This is a genomic window from Plantactinospora soyae (assembly GCF_014874095.1).
Classification (GTDB): Bacteria; Actinomycetota; Actinomycetes; order Mycobacteriales; family Micromonosporaceae; genus Plantactinospora; species Plantactinospora soyae.
Genome location: NZ_JADBEB010000001.1, coordinates 7,685,323 through 7,701,748, shown reverse-complemented (window position 1 = coordinate 7,701,748; position 16,426 = coordinate 7,685,323). Strand labels below are relative to the sequence as shown.

General features: G+C 70.5%; 16 protein-coding genes. 8 read left to right on the top strand and 8 right to left on the bottom strand.

What is annotated here, in order from left to right; all coding sequences use genetic code 11:
* Positions 1–48 precede the first annotated feature (48 nt).
* Positions 49–1,473 carry a BNR repeat-containing protein gene (locus H4W31_RS33805; protein ID WP_192770321.1) on the top strand — a complete coding sequence of 475 codons (1,425 nt, stop codon included), beginning with the start codon at positions 49–51 and terminating at the stop codon, positions 1,471–1,473.
* Positions 1,474–1,620: 147 nt separating this feature from the next.
* On the opposite strand, the gene H4W31_RS33800 is transcribed toward H4W31_RS33805, so the two are convergent.
* Complete coding sequence (locus H4W31_RS33800) at positions 1,621–2,193, bottom strand: hypothetical protein (RefSeq protein ID WP_225945817.1); 573 nt, start codon at positions 2,191–2,193, stop codon at positions 1,621–1,623.
* Positions 2,194–2,330: 137 nt separating this feature from the next.
* On the opposite strand from H4W31_RS33800, the gene H4W31_RS33795 reads away from it, so the two are divergent.
* Positions 2,331–2,768, top strand: a complete 438-nt coding sequence (locus H4W31_RS33795; protein WP_404825742.1) for an ABC transporter permease subunit — start codon at positions 2,331–2,333, stop codon at positions 2,766–2,768.
* Here the strand turns inward: H4W31_RS33795 and H4W31_RS33790 are convergent.
* Entirely contained in the window at positions 2,720–3,121 is a 402-nt protein-coding gene (locus H4W31_RS33790) for a hypothetical protein (protein WP_192770319.1), read from the bottom strand. The genes H4W31_RS33795 and H4W31_RS33790 overlap by 49 nt on opposite strands.
* Before the next feature lie 479 nt (positions 3,122–3,600).
* Positions 3,601–3,966 carry a hypothetical protein gene (locus tag H4W31_RS33785; protein WP_192770318.1) on the bottom strand — a complete coding sequence of 122 codons (366 nt, stop codon included), beginning with the start codon at positions 3,964–3,966 and terminating at the stop codon, positions 3,601–3,603.
* Between the two features lie 252 nt (positions 3,967–4,218).
* Between H4W31_RS33785 and H4W31_RS33780 the strand changes: the two genes are divergently transcribed.
* The 3 genes from H4W31_RS33780 to H4W31_RS33770 all read left to right on the top strand — a co-directional run bounded on the left by H4W31_RS33780 (position 4,219) and on the right by H4W31_RS33770 (position 6,446).
* The gene (locus H4W31_RS33780) at positions 4,219–5,013 is read left to right on the top strand and encodes a helix-turn-helix domain-containing protein (RefSeq protein ID WP_225945816.1); all 795 of its coding nucleotides are present in this window, start codon (positions 4,219–4,221) and stop codon (positions 5,011–5,013) included.
* Positions 5,004–5,192: a DUF397 domain-containing protein gene (locus H4W31_RS33775; RefSeq protein WP_192770317.1), complete on the top strand. Its 189-nt coding sequence runs from the start codon at positions 5,004–5,006 to the stop codon at positions 5,190–5,192. The genes H4W31_RS33780 and H4W31_RS33775 overlap by 10 nt, the downstream gene beginning before the upstream one ends.
* 618 nt (positions 5,193–5,810) lie before the next feature.
* Positions 5,811–6,446, top strand: coding sequence for a TetR/AcrR family transcriptional regulator (locus tag H4W31_RS33770; RefSeq protein ID WP_192770316.1), 636 nt, complete (start codon positions 5,811–5,813; stop codon positions 6,444–6,446).
* 86 nt (positions 6,447–6,532) lie between these two features.
* Here H4W31_RS33770 and H4W31_RS33765 read toward each other — a convergent pair whose 3' ends face one another.
* On the bottom strand, positions 6,533–7,894 hold the full coding sequence (locus H4W31_RS33765) for a glycosyl hydrolase family 18 protein (RefSeq protein ID WP_404825741.1): 1,362 nt from the start codon (positions 7,892–7,894) through the stop codon (positions 6,533–6,535).
* A gap of 533 nt (positions 7,895–8,427) precedes the next feature.
* Here H4W31_RS33765 and H4W31_RS33760 point away from each other — a divergent pair.
* Together H4W31_RS33760 and H4W31_RS33755 are read left to right on the top strand one after the other, a co-directional pair.
* Entirely contained in the window at positions 8,428–8,724 is a 297-nt protein-coding gene (locus H4W31_RS33760; protein ID WP_192770315.1) for a DUF6582 domain-containing protein, read from the top strand.
* Between the two features lie 890 nt (positions 8,725–9,614).
* The gene (locus tag H4W31_RS33755; RefSeq protein WP_192770314.1) at positions 9,615–10,370 is read left to right on the top strand and encodes a sulfite exporter TauE/SafE family protein; all 756 of its coding nucleotides are present in this window, start codon (positions 9,615–9,617) and stop codon (positions 10,368–10,370) included.
* Between the two features lie 113 nt (positions 10,371–10,483).
* Here the strand turns inward: H4W31_RS33755 and H4W31_RS33750 are convergent, their stop codons facing one another.
* Positions 10,484–11,242: a zf-HC2 domain-containing protein gene (locus H4W31_RS33750; protein ID WP_192770313.1), complete on the bottom strand. Its 759-nt coding sequence runs from the start codon at positions 11,240–11,242 to the stop codon at positions 10,484–10,486.
* Between the two features lie 117 nt (positions 11,243–11,359).
* Between H4W31_RS33750 and H4W31_RS33745 the strand changes: the two genes are divergently transcribed.
* The gene (locus tag H4W31_RS33745) at positions 11,360–11,947 is read left to right on the top strand and encodes a sigma-70 family RNA polymerase sigma factor (RefSeq protein ID WP_192770312.1); all 588 of its coding nucleotides are present in this window, start codon (positions 11,360–11,362) and stop codon (positions 11,945–11,947) included.
* A 131-nt stretch (positions 11,948–12,078) separates the two neighbouring features.
* Here the strand turns inward: H4W31_RS33745 and H4W31_RS44530 are convergent, their stop codons facing one another.
* From H4W31_RS44530 to H4W31_RS33730, 3 genes are all read right to left on the bottom strand, one after another.
* Positions 12,079–13,533 (bottom strand): ATP-binding protein, encoded by a 1,455-nt coding sequence (locus H4W31_RS44530; protein ID WP_192770311.1) that lies wholly within the window; start codon positions 13,531–13,533, stop codon positions 12,079–12,081.
* Positions 13,534–13,594: 61 nt separating this feature from the next.
* Positions 13,595–15,253: an FAD-dependent oxidoreductase gene (locus tag H4W31_RS33735; RefSeq protein ID WP_192770310.1), complete on the bottom strand. Its 1,659-nt coding sequence runs from the start codon at positions 15,251–15,253 to the stop codon at positions 13,595–13,597.
* Positions 15,254–15,333: 80 nt separating this feature from the next.
* Positions 15,334–16,401 (bottom strand): zinc-dependent alcohol dehydrogenase family protein, encoded by a 1,068-nt coding sequence (locus tag H4W31_RS33730; protein ID WP_225945813.1) that lies wholly within the window; start codon positions 16,399–16,401, stop codon positions 15,334–15,336.
* Between the last annotated feature and the right edge of the window lie 25 nt (positions 16,402–16,426).

Below are 16,426 nucleotides of genomic sequence, written 5' to 3'. Positions count from 1 at the left end.
TTTGATGGCGTCCGCCCTCGTCTGGGCGCCCGGCGCGAGGGAGTTCCCATGTCCGCCCCGTCGTCCCGCCGGGCCGTGCTGGCCGTGTCCGTCACCCTCGCGGTGGTCGCCGGAACAATGATCGCGCCGGGCCGGGCGTTGGCGGCGGCTCCGCCGGTCACCCGGCTGGGCGACACCCAGCTCGACGCCACGGCGCTCTACTTCGTCTCGTACGACGGCCTGGTGAACAACGCCTCCTACGCCGACGGGCTGGTCAGCCACGCCGGATACCAGTACGCCGCCTGGTACACGTCGACCCGGCACGCGGTGATCGCCCGCCGCCAGCTCCCGTCCGGAGCGTGGCAGACCCTCCGGCTGTCGCACCAGTTGACGACGAACGACTCGCACAACTCCATCTCCCTGGGCATCTCTCCCGGGGACGGCCGGCTGCACATCGCGATGGACACCCACGACACCGACATCCACTACCTCAAGTCCGAGGCCGGACTCGCCTCCTCGCCGGGCTCGCGCACCTGGGTAGCCAGCCGGTTCGGCGCGGTGCAACGCAGCCTCGACGGCATCGGGCTGGGCGCCATGACGTACCCGCAGTTCCGTCTCGCCCCCGGTAACCGGCTACAGCTCAGCTACCGCACCGGCCGTTCCGGCAACGGCACGAACGAACTCGCCGAGTACGACGGCTCGACCTGGCGCCGGCTCGGCCGCTGGCAGTCGGCGACCGGGTCGTACGCCGCCAACGGCGCCACCAGCACCACCCGGAACATGTACCTGCACGGGCTCACCTACGGCCCGGGTGGTCGGCTGCACGCCGCGTTCACCTGGCGGGAGGGCAACTCGGCGGTCACCTGCAACAGCGGCGGCCTCACCAACCACGACACCGGATACGTCTACAGCGACGACCAGGGCCGGACCTGGCGCAACAACGCCGGGACCGTCGTCGGCAGCACCGGCTCGGGAAGCCTGGTCTCGATCGCCAGCCCGGGACTCGTGATCGATCCGCTGCCGCCGAACTACGCCCTGATCAACCAGGAGAGCCAGGACGTCGACTCGGCGGGCAACCCGCACGTGATCATCAGCTACGTGCCCGGCCGGTTCACCTCCTGCGTCACCTCGTACGCGTCCGCGCGCCGCGCCAACGGCAGGGCCTTCCACCTGCTCCGCAACTCCTCGGGAGTCTGGCGAAAGGTCGAGATCCCGGTCGCGCTGAACGCCATGGGCCGGTCCCAACTCGTGCTCGACGCCGCCGACAACGCCTACGTCGTGCTGCCGTACGGCCGGATCGTCACCGCCAGCAAGGCCAGCGGTTACACCGACTGGACCGTACGCTTCGACGGCGCCGGCCTGAATGCCTTCGGCGAGATCGTGGTGGACCGGACCCGGGTGGAGAGCGACGCGATTCTGTCGATCATGTACCAGCGGGCGTCCAGCGGCAGCACCCCGTCCCCGATCCGGGTCATCGACTTCCGACTCGGCTGACCGGTCGGCTCGTCGGCGTGTGTCCGGAGCACGCCCAGCGAGGTGTGTTCATCCTGAACGTGCAGGTCGCGGGTGTGGCGTGGGTGGGGGTCTCCTCTCGTGCCTGCTGCTTCCCTGCTGCATCGGCGAAGCGTTCCGCGAGCCCTCCTACGGGAACTGCTTCTCCTCGCGGCCGATGTCGTCGATCGGGCCGAGGACCGTCCAGCCGGGCCCGAGGGGGCGGGTGGAGCGGAAGCCGTGGGCGTCCGCGTACTCCTCGGCCTCCTCCGCGGTGTCCTCGGGGGCGCGCATGATCGTGTAGCGCGGGGGGTCCTCGTGGTAGAAGCGGTAGAACGTGCGGCCCCCGTCCTTGGGCTGGTAGAGGATCACGCTGACGCCCCAGAGGGCGTCGTACACCTTCTGGTCGCGCGGGGGCGTCGTCGTGCACGTGTCGGAGGGGCGGCCGGGCTCGCGGACGCAGGTCCGGTACCGGCTCCAGTCGATGCGTTCGGCGCGGGGGTGTTCCGCGATCAGCTTCCGCATCCGGGCGTCGGCCTGGGCGAAGGCGTCCTCGCGGCGGTCGTACTCCTGCTGCAGCCGGTTGAAGCGCTGCTCGTCGAAGCCGCTGCCGAAGTGGGCCTCCAGGCCCGCGAGGACGGCGACCCGCCAGGCCAGGCACCCGGCCGTTACGACGAGCAGCGTGACGACCAGGACCCGGCCCGGCGAGCGCCTGTGGGGCATCAGGTCGGCGAGGTCAGAACGTGCCGCTGATGGGGATCTCGATGTCCGCCTGCGCGATCGGCGGGGGGTACCTCCCGCCGAACCGGTCATAGTGCTGGAGCGTAAACCAGTCGGTCGTACGGGCCTTCTTCCAGGGCATCCCGGACGAGCTCCACGAGGCGGCGCGCCTCGACGGCGCGGGTGATCCGCGCATCCTGCTGCGGATCGTGTTGCCGCTGTCGAAGGCCGTCATCGCGGTGGTCAGGATGTTCTACGCGGTCCAGTACTGGAACAACTTCTTCAACGCGATGCTGTACATCAACGACGGCTCGAAGCTGCCGCTGCAGGTCGTGCTCCGCTCGTACGTCCTGCAAGGCGACACCTTCAACGCCGAGGCGCTCGGCGTCGCCACGCTGCCGTCGTCCACCGCCGAGAGCCTCGGCGCTCGGGAAGGGCACCTCGAGTGGGTCTTCGGCGGCGAAGCCGAACCACACTCCGGCGATGTACACGATTCTCAAGAAGTGACCGGGTCCGTCGTCGGACCGCCTCAGAGTTCCCTGAGGTGGTACTCACGGTCCGGGTCCACCACCTCGTAGAGCAGGTCGAACCCGTCGGCCCGGCGTGGTCGCCGGGTCAGCTGGCTGTACTCCGGTTGCAGCTCGAGGAGCCCGGGCATGCCGACCTTCGGCGGCCGGGCCCAGTAGCCGACCACCCGCGCGCCACGGTCCGCCGCGACCAGCATGACGGCGCGTCGGCCGCCGTGCGAAGGGGCGTCGACGACCACGTCTCGACCGGTCGCGAGGATCCGCTCGACCTGCCCGGCCAGTTCCCGGTCCCGGTGCCGTTTGACGTCTGGATCGGGGACGACGTGTACCGCCCCGGTCGGGAGTTCCTGGTCCAGGAACGTACGCCCGAACGACAGTGCCATGAGGACAACGACGGTCTGCACCTCTTCGTGTATAGCCGCCAGCGGCAACGGCGTACGGCGGCAGCATGCAGTCGCTGACGTGGAGCCTCAGCTCACCGACCTGGCCCAACCCGCCCCGGGCCGGGTGAGACCGGGGCGGGCTTTTATGTGCCGGGCTTTCAGGGATCCGGTGGTATCCACCCGAGAAAGCGGGCTCTCAGAGCGGTCGGGTCGGTCCCGGGCTGGTCGGCTAAGGCGATCATCAGTCGCCCGGTCAGGCAGTTCCGTAGGCCGGCCGGGTCCTCGCGATAGATGGCCAACAGTGCCAGGCGCGCGGGCTGACACGGCCAGGGGCCGCCGCAGGCGCGACAGAGGAAAAGCGGACGGGTATGGGTGTGCGCTCGGAATCGCGCGAAGGGGCGGAGCGTCATGATGCGGCCAGATCCGACGCCGACTTCCGCAGCACGGTGCCCGTGTCCGCCGGCCGGCAAGGCGTGGTGCCGACCCCGGGCACGGCGCGCTCAGCCCTGGCCGCGCTCGGCATGCCGCGCCCGGTTTGCTGGCGCGCTCGTCAGCAGCGCATTCCGGCCCGAGGAGTACGCGCCGGTGCGCCGATTGGTCGGCCGGATGCGCCCCGGCGGAACCGGAGCATCCGGCATCACCGGCACCAACGGGGCCAGGGCCTCCGGCCTCGTCGGCACCGGCGCCGCCGCGCGGACGATCTTCTGATGGGCGGGGCGGTCGAGTGGCGGCACCGTGGGTTCGTAGGGCATCGGCACCCGCTCGACCGAGTCCGGGCAGCGCCAGCGGTACCCGCATCGGCAGTACCGCCACAGATAGCGCCAATAGCGCCGATGGTACGGCTTGGTCTGACGTGGTCGTCGCATGTCGTCTCCTGTCGCCGAAATGGAAGCGGGGACGACGCCATGATCTGTTCGATAAGCCTGGCGTCGCCCCCGCCGACAGCACCCGCCCGTCCATTAACGAGCCTTGTCCCTGTCGGATTCCGAGCGGGTGCGCCTACCTTCCACCCTGGACGAACAGGCCCTATGGTCGGTAGCGAGAACGACACATCAGGGGAGTCCGAGGACCGCCGGGGATCGTGCTGCCCGATCCGAGGAACTGGGGGAATCGTGGGAATGTCACCTTTGGAGTTTCTGCTGCGCGAAATGAAGCGACGCCGAGTGGCTGCCGGCCTGACGCAGACGGCTCTCGGCGAACGGATCCATTTCTCCGACACGTATGTGAGCGCGGTGGAGACCGGGGCCAAGCCCATCAAGGCGGACTACCTTCGGGCGGTCGACGACGAGCTCGGCGCGGGCGGGCTGCTCGTCGAGATGTGGGAAGAGTTGGTCAGGGACGGAACGGCGCCCGTGTGGTTCCGCGACTGGCTGGAGATCGAACGGCGTGCGATCGCGCTCCGCTGGTTCGGGCCGGCGTACGTGCCAGGACTCTTGCAGACCGAGACGTACGCGCGGGCGACGCTGGCCGGGGAGCGGCTTACACCGGACGAGGTGGACCAGCTTGTCGCGGCCCGGCTTGAGCGACAGTCCATCCTCACCAAGGAGCGCCCGCCGCTGATCACTGCCGTTCTCGATCAGGCGGTGATCGAGAGGGGCGCGGAGGAGGCCGCGTCGATGATGTCCGAGCAACTCGCACGCATCCTGACCTGCGCACAGATGCCTAACGTCCAACTTCAGGTGGTCCCGACCGGTGTCGGGATGTACCCGGGATATGGCGGGCCGTTCATCCTGGCGGACCTGCCGGACAACCGGCGCGTCGGCCACGCGGACAACCAGCTCGCCGCGCGAATTGTCGACGGAGCCGACGAGATTGCTACCCTCGCCGGTAGGTGGGAGCGGATCAAAGGCTATGCGCTTCCGGTGGACCAATCGCTTGAACTGATCAAGAAGGTAGCGACGTCATGGACCTGACCGGCGCCATCTGGCGCAAGAGCACGCGGAGCGGCAACAACGGCGGCGACTGTGTGGAGGTCGCCGACAACCTGCCCGGCGTGGTCGGCGTCCGGGACAGCAAGGATCGACAGGGCCCGGCCCTCGGGTTCGATCCGAAGGCGTGGCGCGCGTTCGTCCGGAGCCTGCCGGCTCGCTGACCAGATCCGTCGTCACACAGACCGCCATCCAGGCGGACGGGTGCCCTACCTATTCGCGCAGGCTCGTCCCATGATGCCCATCCGGGGGACGACAAGCCTCACCCACCTGCGCTGTGCGCCAGAGTTCCTTGCCGGAGAGGTACGGGCGGGCCTGGGCCCAGATGGCGGCAGGATCGGATCGGGCGGCCAACCAGCTGGTGGCTCGGATCTGTCCCCGGCTCCGGTACCGCCGCATGATTCTGACGTGCTCTGGCCACGCCACGAACCCGCGTAGGGCTTCTTCGTCCTGCCAGATCGACACCGAACCGCACCTACGCTCCAAGGGTTCGGCCCAGAGCCACATCCCCACCGCGCCGGCCAGCTGCGGCCAGGCTCGCCGCAGCCTGAGCCCGGCCCGAAAGATCCCGGGCAGGTCGCGCAGCCTGTCGGCCTGAAAGTCCGTGACGCTGACCAGCATCGGGCCGTCGCTGCCGGTGCTTGGTCCGGGCGCCCACGCGCTTCTCAACATGATCCCGCCCTTCAATGCACGAACGTTCGTGCTGTAAATTACCCTACCAGGCGCGATTTTCCCGCCCGAGGCATACCATTGTCCGAACGTTCGTACCTGGAAGGAGCGGGATGGCGGGCCGACCACGAGATGAGCGGGCGCGGAACGTGGTCCTGCGCCGGGCGGCGGACATCGCCTCCATGGACGGTCTGGAGGGACTGTCGATCGGACGGTTGGCCACCGACCTCGGCGTGAGCAAGAGCGGACTGTTCGGCTACTTCGGCTCGAAGGAGGAGCTCCAACTCGCCACGATCCGAGTAGCGGCGGGCATCTACCTCGACGAGGTCGTCCGGCCCGCGTTGGCCGTACCGCCGGGCCTGGGTCGGGTGTGGCGGCTGTGCGAGAACTGGCTGAGCTACTCGCAGCGGCGGGTCTTCCCCGGCGGATGCTTCTTCTTCACGGTCACCGCCGAGTTCGACGCTCGTCCGGGCCGGGTACGGGACGCCGTCGCCGCCGCCAGCCGGGACTGGATCCGCCTGGTGGCGCGTACCGTCGAAGACGCCCGCCAGCTCGGGGAACTCGTCGACGACACCGACGCCAACCAACTCGCCTTCGAGCTGATCGCGTTCATGGAAACCGCGAACGCCGTCTCGCTGCTACACGACGACCCCGCCGCGTACCAGCGGGGCAGGGCCGCCATCCGCAGGCGCCTGCACGACGCCGCCACCGACCCCGCGATGCTGCCGGACGTCGAATCCGTGACGTAGAGGCAGGTGTTCGTCGTACCCAGGAGGGGTTGAACGCAGTCCGGCCCGGCCGCTTGTGGCGGCCGGGCCGGGTGCGGGTGCCTGGATCAGGCTGGTAGCCGCCAGACCTGGTTGGCGCCGCCGAAGCAGTCCCAGATCTGCAGCCGGGTGCCGTCGGCAGAACTGTTGTTGCTGGCGTCCAGGCACTTGTTCGAGGTCGGGTTGCGCAACGTGCCGTTGCTCTGCGCCTGCCAGACCTGCGCTCCGGTGCCGTTGCAGTCGTAGAGCTGCACCTTGGCGCCGTTGGTGGTGGCAGCGGCGGTGATGTCGGCGCACTTGCCGAGGGCCCGGAGCGTGCTGTCGGCGCCGACCGTCCACTGCTGGGCGTTGCTGCCGTTGCAGGCGAAGAGCTGGACCGCCGCGCCGTTGGCGCTGGAGGCCGACGCCACGTCGACGCACTTGCCGCCGATACCGGTGATCTGCCCGGTCCGGCCGCCGGTCGGCGGTGGCGTGGTGCCGCCCATCACCGTGTCGTAGATGGCGCTGACCAGCGAGGTGGCGTTGTTGGTGTCCTGGGACAGCTCCCAGTTCATCATGCCGCCGGCGTTGGCCAGGGCCCACTGCGTCTTACGCTTCACCGTCGGGATGCCGTTGTAGCACTGTTGCGCCCCACCGGCGGTGGTGCAGTCCCGGTTGGCGTTCGCCGGGTCCATCGCGACCAGCGCGGAGTAGGTGTAGTACCCGGGCCGGCTGTAGAACGGTACGCCCAGCACGGCCTTGCTGGCCGGCAGGCCACGGGACTTCCAGATGTTGACGCTGTTGATCGACCAGTCGTAGTTGGCGTGCGGGCTGCCGCCGTCGTACGCCATGATGTTGAGCCAGTCGACGTAGCCGAAGACCGCCGGCTGCACGCCGTTCACGGTGCCGCCCTCGGAGACGACGGCTGCGGTCAGCAGCTTGCCGCGACTGCGCAACTGGCCGCTCAACTGCTGCATCAGCGCGGTGTAGTTGTTGGCCGAGGTGCCCGGGTCCGGGTACTCCCAGTCCATGTCGACGCCGTCCAGGTTGTACTGGCTGACGAAGCTGATCACGCTGTTCACGAACGTGGTCCGGCTCGACGCGTTGCCGGCCAGCGCCTCGAATGCCGAGTCGTCGCCGTCGTTCCAGCCACCGATCGCGATCGACACCTTGACGTTGCTGCCGTGGGCCCGGGACACCAGTGCCGAGAGCTTGCTCGGGTTCTCCACCGCCCGCAGCGTGCCGTTCGCGTTCGGCAGGACGAAGGCGTAGTTGATGTGGGTCAGCTTGCCGTACTGGACGGTGTTGACGTCGCCGGCCCAACTCGGCATGTAGCCGACGCTCTTGAAGTTGTTGGGCAGCACGACGGCCTCGGCGGGGGATTCCGGGGCGATCGCGAGAGTGGTCCCGGCCGCGGCGGTGGCGAGCGCGAGCGCCCCGACGGACAGCATGGAGCGGACGCCGCGGCGACGTCCCGGCGGGTGGGCCTGCTCGGCGCTCATGGTGGATGACATCAACGATCCCTTCTGTCGCTGGCACCTCAGTGGATCGATCCGACCCGTGTGCGATCGCCCGCCCATCGGCGTGGGCGAGCGGACCCGGGGGTGTGCTGGCGAGGCGCGCGGTGCCGGGGGTGAGCAGGTTCCGGCGCCTCTGCCGGCGGGGCGGGTCGGGATCGATGTGGCTGAGTGGCTGAAACATTAGGAAAGTTAACTAATAATGTCAATGCATCGTTGTGCAGCAGTTTCGCCGGATGCCGTTCGTCGACGGTGACCAACTTCCGACCGGGGTGGCGGTGCCGCGCGGGGCGGGGTCGGGCCGGCCGGTTTCCGAGTTGGGCTGGCCGGCTCCCGAGTTGGGCTGGCCGTCTACGGCGGGCAGCCCGGTTATCCCCGGCGACACCGGGTAGGAGGAGGCGGCACGGGGTAGGAGGAATTTCGGTCCGGAGGAACCGGTTCGGGAGCGACGAGCGAGGAGGAACCGGATGAAGACCACCTGGAAGCCGATCGACCAGCACGGCGCGATCAGCAGTAAGCAGTCCCGGGAGTTGCCGGACAGCGCCTTCGCCTTCCCGGACAAGCGGAAGGAACCGCTCACCGACGCCTCGCATGTGCGAAACGCCCTGGCCCGGTTCGACCAGACCCACGGTGTCAGCGACGCCGAGCGCGACCAGGCGTTCGCGAACATTCTCGCGGCGGCGAAGCACTACGACATCCAGGTCGCCGAGTCCGACTGGCGGCAGCTGGGCAAGCGTCCGCACACGGTGAACCCGGCGCACTGACGCCCTCCGGCGGCCGTCGGACTGACGGCGCCGACCGTGTCCACCTCCACGCCGCTGCCCGCGACGACGATCGAGACCGGGCCCGGTCCGGCAGCCTGATACCGGGTACGCCGCCCGCCGCGCGCCAGCTCGGAATGCGTTGCTGCGCCCCCGTCGCAGGTCGGCGTGCCAGATCTGCGCGTCGAGACCGCCACCGGGGTCGTCCGATCCGGCTCGATCCAATTGCGGATCCGCCCCGTCCGCAGGAGCCGCCGTTGCCGCGCCGGGCCCGCCCCGTCACCGCCCCGAGCGCCCCGAGCGGTCCGGGTGGTCGGTGACGCCGCTGCCGGTACGGAGGATCGCCGCGCGCACCGTCTCGGGCGACCTCGCCAAGGTTCCCGAGCCGGTCCCAGTACCCGGCCACACCGGTTGGCGCCGACGCGCGGCGGCAGCATGAAGACCTGCTCCAGTCCCCGGCTCTCGGGGGCGGTGTGCCGTGCGACTCGGTCAACGTGGGGCACCGTCCACTCCGATTTTCGGGCCGGTCAAACTGATCAAGGAGGCGCACGCGCGGGGGAACTCGCCGTGCGGCGGGAAGTCGCGACCGCCAGGGTCCGGTTGGCGGCCCGACGGCTGCCCCACCAGTCCCGGGCCGACCCCTCCGCCCGTCGCGACCAACCGCCGGGATTGCAGCAGGAAGTTTGACGAGAAAGGCGACAACCGCCGATGAATGGTGGTCGTGACTCCGCGTGGCGCCCCGTGGGCCACCCCGGTCCGCCCCGGCCCAGGGAAACCGGCCGGTACGGTCTGCCCGGTCATGACGCCGCTCTGCCGGGTCATGACGCCGCTCTGCCGGGTCATGGCGCCGCTCTGCCGGGTCATGACGCCGGCGAGCGGAGCGGGGAGACGGCATGACACCGGCCGAGATCGTGGTGATCGCGGTCGCCGGATTCGTCGCGGGCACGATCAACGCCGTGGCCGGGGGCGGTTCGCTGCTCTCCTTCCCCGCGTTGCTGTGGCTGGGCCTGCCACCGCTGGCCGCCAACGTCACGAACACGGTCGGGCTGCTTCCCGGCTACCTCGGCACGGCGGTGGCGTACCGGCGGGAGTTGGTGGGTCAGCGCCGGCTCGCCGTGCTCGGCGGGCTCATCGCGCTGGTCGGGGCGGGGATGGGGGCGGCGCTGCTGCTTCTGCTGCCGCCCGACGCGTTCACCCGGGCCGTACCGTTCCTGCTGGTCGGGGGCTGCGTCCTGATCGTCGTACAGCCGAAGCTGTCCCGGCTGCTGCGGGCCCGTACCGGTGCCGAGGGGGCCCGCCCGCTCTGGGCGTACGCCGGCATTCTCGTCGCCGGGGCGTACGGCGCCTACTTCGGTGCCGGTCTCGGCGTCCTGCTGTTCGCGGTGCTCGCCACCGTACTCAACCAGGCCTTGCAGGAGGTCAACGCGATCAAGGGCTGGCTGTCACTGCTGATCAATACGCTGGCCGCCGTCGCGTTCGCGGTCTTCGGTCCGGTGCACTGGGCGGCCGTGCTGGTGCTCGCGAGCACCAGCCTTGCCGGTGGGCACCTCGGCGGCAGGCTGGCCCGGCGCCTGTCCGACCGGGTACTCCGGCTCGGTGTCCTGACGATCGGCATCGCCAGCGCCGGCTGGCTCGTCGCCACGAGTTGATCCACGTCGCCGACCTCCGGATCCGGGGACGCGGGTCCGCTGATTCCGGGTCGGCCCGTTGGGCGCATCAGGCGGCCCGTCAGGCGTCAGGCGGCAAGGAGGCCTGTTGGTCGTCAGGCGGCCCGGCGGTGGCTGCGGGCCTGCGCCGTACGCGGCCGACTCCGGACCAGCCGCAGCCGTGGCGGCGCGGGGACCTCGTCCTCCTCGAAGGTGGCCCGCCACGCCGATCCGCTCCGCCGTTCCTGCCAGGTGGGCGGCCCGTCCGATTCGAAGGTCGGTCGGGACAGGCCGAGGATGAGGAGATAGCCGGCGAGGATCAGCCCGTGACTCAAGATCCGGCCGAGGTCGACCCGTCCGGCTATCGCGTCGTTGGTGGAGAGCAGGGTGAGTACGGCGACGAACGCGGTGAGCGTCGGAACCAGGCCCACCGGCCGGGTACGGCGGATCGCGATCCAGGTGAATCCGGCGCCGAGTGCGACGTTCCAGGCGGCCGACTCGTGCCACAGATGGTTGGGGCCGCCGCCGAGGACGACATCGAGGCCGTGCGGATGACCGGTATCACCGATCCCGGCGATCTGTGCCGCGCCGAGGAGGAACTGGGCGACGCCGACGACGCCGAGCGCGATCCGGAGCGTACCGGCGAGGCGTGCCCGGCCCGGGCCCGGCGCGGCCGCGAGGAGGTCCTCGTCGACCGCCATGGGCGGCGGGACGACGCTGGTCCGGGCCAGCCGGTTGAGTGCCGTCGCGCGGTCCAGCCAGATTCGGCACTCCGCGCAGCCGGCGAGATGGCGATCTGCCCCGGCCCGCTCGCCCGGCTGGTCCTCGCCGTCCAACCGTGCCGACAAGGCTTCTCGATATTGTTCGCAGCCCACACTGACATAGTCGGCCCCGGGCCGGTCCTGGTTCCCGGCGGGGTACCGGTTGTTTCGCCGTTTACATGCCCACCGGGGGTATTCGTGCCGGCGGCCGGCCCAGGTAGCTTGGGGGACATGCCTTCCCCCGGCGTCGAGAACGACGAGATCACCCTCTGGGCACTGGCCGCCAAGGCCGGCGACCGGTCGGCAGCGGCGGCTTTCATCCGGGCGACCCAGCACGATGTGCACCGGTTCGTCTCGCACCTCGTGGGTGCCGGGGAGGCGGAGGATCTGACCCAGGAGACGTACCTGCGCGCGATGCGCGGCCTGCCCGGCTTCGCCGCCAGGTCGGCCGCGAAGACCTGGCTGCTGGCGATCGCCCGGCGGGCCTGCGCGGATCACATCCGGATGTCCATGCGGCGGCCCCGGGTGGCGTCGTTGCCGGACTGGCAACTCGCCGCCGACGCCGAACTCGCCAGGGAGAGCACCGGGTTCGAGGGCGCAGTCGAGCTCGCCCGGCTGTTGGCGGACCTGCCGCGCGATCGCCGGGAGGCGTTCGTCGCGACCCAGGTGGCCGGCCTGAGCTACGCCGAGGCGGCCGAGGTCTGCGACTGCCCGGTCGGCACCATCCGGTCCCGGGTGGCCCGTGCCCGCGAGGATCTTGTCGCGGCCATGCGATCGGACGGCACCGGCACCGGCCGTCGGCTCCGCTCGACCAGCTGACTTCCGCTCGACCAGCTGACTTCCGCTCGACCAGCTGACTTCCGCTGGACCGGCTGACTTCCGCTGGACCGGCTGACCTCACGCTCGACGAGCGGACCCGCCGTTCGGCGTCGGCGGCGACCGAGGCCGGCTCAGCCCGGCGTACCGTCCGGGGTTTCGGCCCGGAGACCGGCTATCGGCAGGCTGACCCGGAAACTGGTACGGCCCGGCTCGGAGTCGACCCGGATGTCCCCGTGATGCTTGTTGACCACGATGCGGTACGAGATGTCCAGTCCGAGCCCGGTGCCGTCGCCGATCGGCTTCGTCGTGAAGAACGGCTCGAAGATCCGCGAACGGACGTCGGCCGGAATTCCGGGTCCGGTGTCGGTGACCTCGACCACGATCCGATCGTCCTTCCGCCCGGTGCGTACGGTCAGCACACCGGTCTCCCCGATCGCGTAGAGCGCGTTGTCGATCAGATTGGTCCACACCTGGTTGAGTTCGGCGGCGTAGACCGGGATCGCCGGCAGGCTGCGGTCGTACTCCCGGACGACCCGGACCCCGGGCTTGATCTTGGAGTTGAACATCGCGAGCGTGGCGTCCAGCAGGTCGTGCACGTCGGCCGTCTGGTTCGGCGCCCGGTCGATCTGGGAGTACTGCTTCGCCGCCCCGACCAGTCCGGTGATCCGGCCGAGGGCGTCGTCGACCTCGCCCAGCAGCAGTTCGGTCTCGACGGTGTACGTCAGCCACCGGATCGCCGGCTCCAGGTCGTCCTGCCGGACCGCCGCCGTGACCTGCTCCAGCCACGGTACGTCGATCCCACCGGCGGTCAGCGTCGGCGCCAGGTCCCAGCCGGCCGTGACGTCGTGCTCGTCCAGCCAGTCGGTCAGGACGTCCTCGGCGTCGCTGGTCTCCAGTGGCGAGAGGATGGGTGCCGAGGCGGCCTTCTTGACGGCTGCCTCCTGGAGTTCCACCAGGCGATGCAGCCGCTCGCCGTCGAGCCGGCCGTCGGCGATCATCGCGAGCTTGTGCCGCATCCCGGCCACCCGGTCCCGCAGCACCGAGGTGGCCCGTACGGCGGCGGCCGCCGGATTGTTCAACTCGTGGGTCAACCCGGCCGACAGCGAGCCGAGCGCCAGCAGACGCTCCCGCTCGCCGACCACGGTCTGCGTGGTACGCATGCCGAGGAACAGCCCGTCCAGCAGGTGCATCGCCATCGGGAACCAACGCCGCATCGCGGTGCTGATCACCTCCGCGGGCAGGGAGAAGAGCGTGACGTCGGTGACCGCCCGCATGCTGTTCAGGTAGGTCTGCACCCGCTCCTCGTTGAGGTACGGCTGGGTCGCCCCGCCGTACGAGCCGCGATGGCTGGTACGGATGATCTCGACCTGGTCGCCGTGCACCAGTCGGGTCAGCGCCACGGTGCCGTCGAGCAGGACGTAGAAGCACTGCGCCGGTTCGCCCTCGACGAAGACGCCGGTGCCGGCCGGCAGCCGCTTGACCCGCCCGTGCTCGTGGACGTACGCCAGCTTGTCGTCGTCCAGCGACTCGAACAGGAACAGCGTCCGTAGATCCTCGGTCGTCAGCCGTTCGCCCTCGTCGGTCATCTCGTCATCCGATCCGGAACTCGTCGCGGTGTTCCCGGCAGATTCTTGGTACTCCGGCCGGTCACTGCGCCGCCAGGTACTGGTGGGCCAGTGAGACGACCATCGCACCCTCGCCGACGGCCGAGGCGACCCGCTTGACCGAGTCGGCCCGTACGTCGCCGGCCGCGAAGACCCCGGGCAGGCTCGACTCCAGCAGGTACGGCTCGCGGGGCAGCGCCCAGCCGGCCGGTCGCCGGCCGTCGCTGGCCAGGTCGGGGCCGGTGAGCACGTACCCCCGGGCGTCCCGGGCCACCACGTCGGCGAGCCAGTCCGTCCGGGGTTCCGCGCCGATGAAGACGAACAGCCAGGAGGCCTTCACGCTGCGCCGCTCGCCGATCCGGTTGTCGCAGATGGTGAGCTGCTCCAGATGGTCCGTGCCGTCGCCGCCGACCACCTCCGAGTGCGGATGCACCTCGACGTTGTCGATCCGCTCGATCTGCTCGATCAGGTAGTGCGACATCGAGCGGCGCAGGTCGGGGCCGCGTACCAGCAGGTGCACCCGGCGGGCGTGCCGGGCGAAGTACACCGCGGCCTGCCCCGCCGAGTTTGCCCCACCGACGATGTAGACGTCCTGCCCGGCGCAGCTCGGTGCCTCGGTGGAGGCGGAGCCGTAGAAGACCCCGCGCCCGGTCAGTTCCGCCAGGCCGGGGGCGGTCAACTGGCGGTAGGAGACCCCGGTGGCGAGCACCACCGTGTGGGCGGCGATCGACGTACCGTCGCTGAACCGGAGCAGCCGGGTGGCGCCGGCCGCCTCCAGCCCGACGACGTCCCGGGCGGTCAGCAGCTCGGCGCCGAACTTCAGGGCCTGCCGACGGGCCCGGTCGGCGAGCTGCGCGCCGGACACCCCGTCGGGAAAGCCGAGATAGTTTTCGATCCGACTGCTCTGGCCGGCCTGGCCCCCGGTCGCCTGCCGCTCGACCAGCACCGTACGGAGCCCTTCGGAGGCGCCGTACACGGCCGCACCGAGCCCGGCCGGGCCGGCTCCGACCACCACCAGGTCGTAGAAGTCGGCGGCCGGCGTCGTGGAGAGTCCGACGTGCGTGGCCAGCTCGGCCTCGGTGGGCTTGACCAGCGTGGTGCCGTCGGTGGTGATCACCACCGGCACGTCCTCGGCGCAGGCCTCGGCGGCGGCCAGCAGCCGTCCGCCCTCGGGCTCGTCGGCCAGCAGCCAGCGGTAGGGCACAAGGTTGCGGGCCAGGAAGTCGCGGACCGTGAACGACGGCGCGGACCACCGGTGACCGATGACCCGGACCTCGTTCGTCGTGGTCTCCGGGGCCGCCGCCCAGGCGTCGAGCAGGGCATCGAGCACCGGGTAGAGCTTCTCCTCCGGGGGGTGCCACGGCTTGAGGAGGTAGTGGTCGAGATCCACGACGTTGATCGCGTCGATCGCCGCGTCGGTGTCCGCGTAGGCGGTGAGCAGCACTCGACGGGCCGCCGGAAAGAGGTCCATCGCCGCTTCCAGGAACTGGATGCCGTTCATCTGTGGCATCCGGTAGTCGGCGAGCAGCACCGCGACCTGGTCGCCGCGAAGTTTGACCTCCCGCAGGGCGGTCAGCGCCTCCTCACCGGAGGACGCCCGGACCACCCGGTACCGGTCGCCGTACCGTCGCCGCACGTCACGCGCCACCGCACGCGACACCGCGGGGTCGTCGTCGACCGTCAAGACCACCGGGTTCGCCATGGCACCAATGAAAGCACCCGAACGCCGAAGTGCAAGGAAGGGCCCCTTCTTATCGTTTCCTGTAGAAGAAGGGCCCCTTCCTAACCGGGGTGGTCCGGTTGGACGAGCCGGATGCCGCCGATGGGTGGCCGGTCCAGCCCGACCAGCGCCTCGGGCGCGTCGGCGAGGGCGATCGTCTGGGTGATCAGGTCCGCCGGGCGGAGAACGCCGGCGCTGACCAGCGCCAGCATCTCCGGGTACGCGTGCGCGGCCATCCCGTGGCTGCCACGCAGCTCCAACTCGTACGCGATGACCCGGTCCATCGGCAGGGCGGTCCGGCCGCCCACGGCGGGCAGCAGGCCGACCTGGACGTGCCGCCCCCGGCGCCGGAGGCTCTCGATCGACCCGACGCAGGTCGGCTCGCTGCCCAGCGCGTCGAGGGACAGGTGTGCGCCCCCGCCGGTGACCTCCCGTATCGCGGCGGCCACCGCACCGGGGTCGGACAGGGCCGAGCCGTCCAGGCAGACCGTGGCACCGAACCGGCGGGCCAGTTCCAGCGCGGCCGGTGTGACGTCCACCGCCACCACCCGCGCGCCGCAGGCGGCCGCGATCATCAGGGCGGAGAGCCCGACGCCGCCGCAGCCGTGCACGGCCACCCACTCGCCCGGGGACAGCCGCCCCTGGGTGACGACCGCGCGGAAGGCGGTGGCGAAGCGGCAGCCGAGGGCGGCGGCGCCGGCGAAGCTCAGCTCGTCCGGCAGCCGGACCAGGTTGACGTCCGCGTGGTCGATGGCGACGAGATCGGCGTACGAGCCCCAGTGGGTGAAGCCCGGCTGAGTCTGCCGCTCGCAGACCTGTTGGGCGCCGGCAAGGCAGGACGGGCAGTCGCCGCAGGCGCAGACGAAGGGCGCGGTCACCCGGTCACCGGTTCGCCAGCCCCGTACCGCGGATCCGACCGCCGTCACCTCTCCGGCGAACTCGTGACCGGGCACGTGTGGCAGTCGGATGTCGGGATCGTGGCCCTGCCAACCGTGCCAGTCGCTACGGCAGAGCCCGGTCGACGCCACCTTGACGACGACCCCGGTCGGCGTGGGTACCGGATCCGGCACCTCACGTACCTCCGGTTGGCCGCCGAACTCCTCGAACACCACCGCCCGCACGCGAGACATCCTCACACGCGCCGCCGGGGGGTTA